Origin of the sequence: Winogradskyella aurantiaca (assembly GCF_003362725.1) — a bacterium.
Lineage (GTDB): Bacteria > Bacteroidota > Bacteroidia > Flavobacteriales > Flavobacteriaceae > Winogradskyella_A > Winogradskyella_A aurantiaca.
This window is the reverse complement of sequence record NZ_QKTV01000012.1, coordinates 1-3,627: the sequence shown is the minus strand read 5'-3', so window position 1 is coordinate 3,627 and position 3,627 is coordinate 1. Positions and strand designations below refer to the sequence as shown.

1 protein-coding gene is annotated in these 3,627 nt (G+C 37.9%); it reads left to right on the top strand.

Translation table 11 applies throughout. From position 1 onward, the window contains the following. Window positions 1–506: 506 nt before the first annotated feature. A partial coding sequence (locus tag DN064_RS14035; protein ID WP_198659453.1) for a VWA domain-containing protein occupies window positions 507–3,627 on the top strand: 3,121 nt, incomplete at its 3' end.

Genomic DNA, 3,627 nt, shown 5'->3' with positions numbered 1-3,627 from the left:
TGATGGTATGTACTTCCTGGTGATGGAAGTTAATGGTAACAGAATAACGAAACAGTTTGTAAAAACCAATCGTTAAGATCTAAATACCAATAATGTATTTCAAAAGCCGGTTCTATGAGCCGGCTTTTTTATTGTATGATTTTATCAATACAGAATTTTAAAAATTTTACATTGTACAATACAATCTGGTTCAGTCAAAATTTCTTCTCACCTTTTAGATTAAAATAAAACGAATGTTTCATGATTTCTTTTCGTCGAAACTAAATTAATGATTCATCGAAAAATAAGATATCAGACAAGAATAATCTGTATTTTTTTTCTCTATTTAATAGTCAAAAGGCAATTGATTGATGGCATCAGAAGTCCCAAGCTATTGTAAAAGTATTTTTTGTTAAAAAAACCCTTCAAATGTACTTGGTATAGGTTGAAAAACATTTCTCCTATTAGTCCAATAAAATACTCTAATTATGAAGGCAATTTATTATACTTTCAATATTAAACAACTGATGAGCATACTTTTTTTGCTATCCATACAGTTTGTTATTTCTCAAAATTTAAATGCACAATTTGAATATGTCGATGGTTTTAAATTTGATGGCAAGAGAACTAATTGTACTCCATTACAAAACCCTGCCTTTAGTCCTAGTTGCAACTACAGAATTATTCTAATACTTGACGAATCTGGATCTATTAAAGGAGCAGGTTCTGGAGCTTCAGACATTGAGGATGAAGTAGAAGATGCCGTAAAAAGTTTTGTAGAATCTCTCACCAACGACTGTCTTGACATAGATCTAGCAATTATTGAATTTGGAACTGATGCGAGACGCGCTATTATTAATGGGAGTACAGATTTTACAGCATTAGATGATGACTACATAACTAATTTAAATGCGTATCTAGATCCTTCAGGCGGTAATGACGATCCTGCTGACAGTTATCAACCAAATGCGGCACGCGGTCAACGATCTTTCTATACAAACTGGGATCAGGCATTGTATTTGGCCAATTCTGTCGCGGGAAATTCAGATACCCTTATTGTATTATTTACAGACGGTAACCCAACTACTTGGGGTATTAGAGATGGTAGTTCTTCTGAAAACCCTAACAATAATATAGACTCTAGTGGTAATCAAACTATTTTAGAGGAAGCTTGCGAATCAGCTAACCTGATTAAATCCAATGGAAACAGACTTTTTACCGTAGGTTTACCAAATTCATCGCTTGATGAAGATAAATTAGATGTACTTCATAATGGTAATAATAGTATTAAATTTACTACTGACAGTCCAGGGACTAATGAAACAAACGACATAAGATTAGCGGATTATTTAATTACTGATGAACAAAACGTCGGTGTTGCATTTAGCGCTTTGGCAACTGCTATAAATCAACCAACAATTATATCAACTGAATCCTCCACTGACCTCGGTTGCAATCCGGTTAGTATTCCAATACCTCAATTTACTGTTATTGATGATTGTTTATCAAGCCCGCCAGCCACTATCATTGAGGGATCGGTTATTATTAATGGCTGTTCTAGATCAAAAACTTGGACAGCCAATTACTCAAATAATTGTTATGATGCAGATGAAGTGGTTATTGAATTTACATGGACAGTAGATCTAGAAGACCCAAGCTTTGACTGCCCACAGGAAGATATAGATTTAGGAGAAAACCCAGATCAAAACGACATTCCATCAGAAACATCCGTAAAAGCTCTTGTTGAGAATGGCTCTAATGAATTAGGTATTACGGCAGCATCTGATGATTGTGAAATTAAATCTATAGTGGTCACTGCTGATCCAATCCAAACCTTAAATTGTGTAAGTACTCAGGTATTTAATATTGTAATTACTGATAATTGTGATAAAACTACAGAATGTAGTATTACCTATACCTGGTCTGAAGAGTTGCCTGATATCACATTTAATCCAATTGATCCCTTATGTGAGGATGATGAATCATTAGATTTAGTAGCCTCACCCTCTGGCGGGTCATTCTCTGGTCAAGGTATGTCTGGAAACACCTTTAATCCTTCTGGGCTTTCGGGTATAATTAAAGTAACCTATACTTATGCAGATGAAAATGGATGTGAAAGTTCGGCATTCATAAATATTACAGTTAATACACCAAGAGAAGCTGAGGCAGGTACTGCTGATGATGTTTGTGGTATCTCAGCTGTATCATTAAACGCTACTGCTAATGGACCAGGTTCATGGTCTGGTGGTAGTGGAACATTTGCTGATTCCAGTTCAACTTCTACAACCTATACACCAGATGCAACTGAAATAGGAACTGAAGTAACCCTTACTTGGACAACTGATGCTGATGGCGTTTGTGAGGCTGCTTCTGATGATGTATCCTTTAATGTTGATGAAGAGCCTGTTGTAGATGAATTCGTTCCAGTCCAGGCTTGTGAACAATACCAATTACCACCTTTAACAAATGGTGACTACTTCACGGGACCTGATGGTAGTGGTGATTCTTTAAGTGAAGGTGCATTGATAGATGAATCTCAAACTATATATATTTATTCACCAGCCAATGGTGAGTGCCCAGCTGTTGAATCAAGTTTCGTAGTAACAATAAGTAATAAACCAGAAGTTTCTGTACTTGAAAATGTTGATGCTTGTGGGGAATATACCTTAGTTCAAATTTCAAGTGGTTCTTACTTTACAGGTCCAGATGGAACTGGTGATGAGTTAAGTGTAGGATCAAAAATTACAGAAACTCAAACCATTTTTATATACTTACCACCAAATGGTGAGTGTCCTGCTGCTGAATCAAGTTTCATTGTGACAATTGATACACCAAGAGAAGCCGAAGCAGGTTCTGCAGATGACGTGTGTGGTATCTCAGCTGTCGCATTAAGTGCTACTGCTAATGGACCAGGATCATGGTCAGGTGGTAGTGGAACATTTGCTGATACCAGTTCAACTTCTACCACTTATACACCAGATGCAACTGAAATAGGAACTGAAGTAACGCTTACTTGGACAACTGATGCTGATGGTGTTTGTGAGGCTGCTTCTGATGATGTATCCTTTGATGTTGATGAAGAGCCAGAGGTGGATCAGTTAGCAGATGTTACAGCATGTGAGGAATACACCCTGCCACAGCCTACTAACGGTAGTTATTATACGCAGACCAATGGTGGTGGTGATGCCTTAAGTGCAGGGGATACAGTAACAGATTCTCAAACGATCTACATTTACTTACCCGCCAATGGTGAGTGTCCATCTGCTGAGTCCTCATTTGTAGTGACTATTGATGAGCAGCCAGAGGTGGATCAGTTAGCAGATGTTACAGCGTGTGAGGAATACACCCTGCTACAGCTTACTAACGGTAGTTATTTTACGCAGACCAATGGTGGTGGTGATGCCTTAAGTGCAGGGGATACAGTAACAGATTCTCAAACGATATACATTTACTTACCCGCCAATGGTGAGTGTCCATCAACCGAATCCTCGTTTGTAGTGACTATTGAATGTGAAAAGCCACCATGCGAGGGTCCAGACTGTGAAGAACCACGTGATCCTTGTGAGAATTATTCAGCGTTTTATGTAGACAATGCTCATGGTTCCAACCAAGGAGTGTTACACGGTGTTAATTTTACAGGAGGTGAGG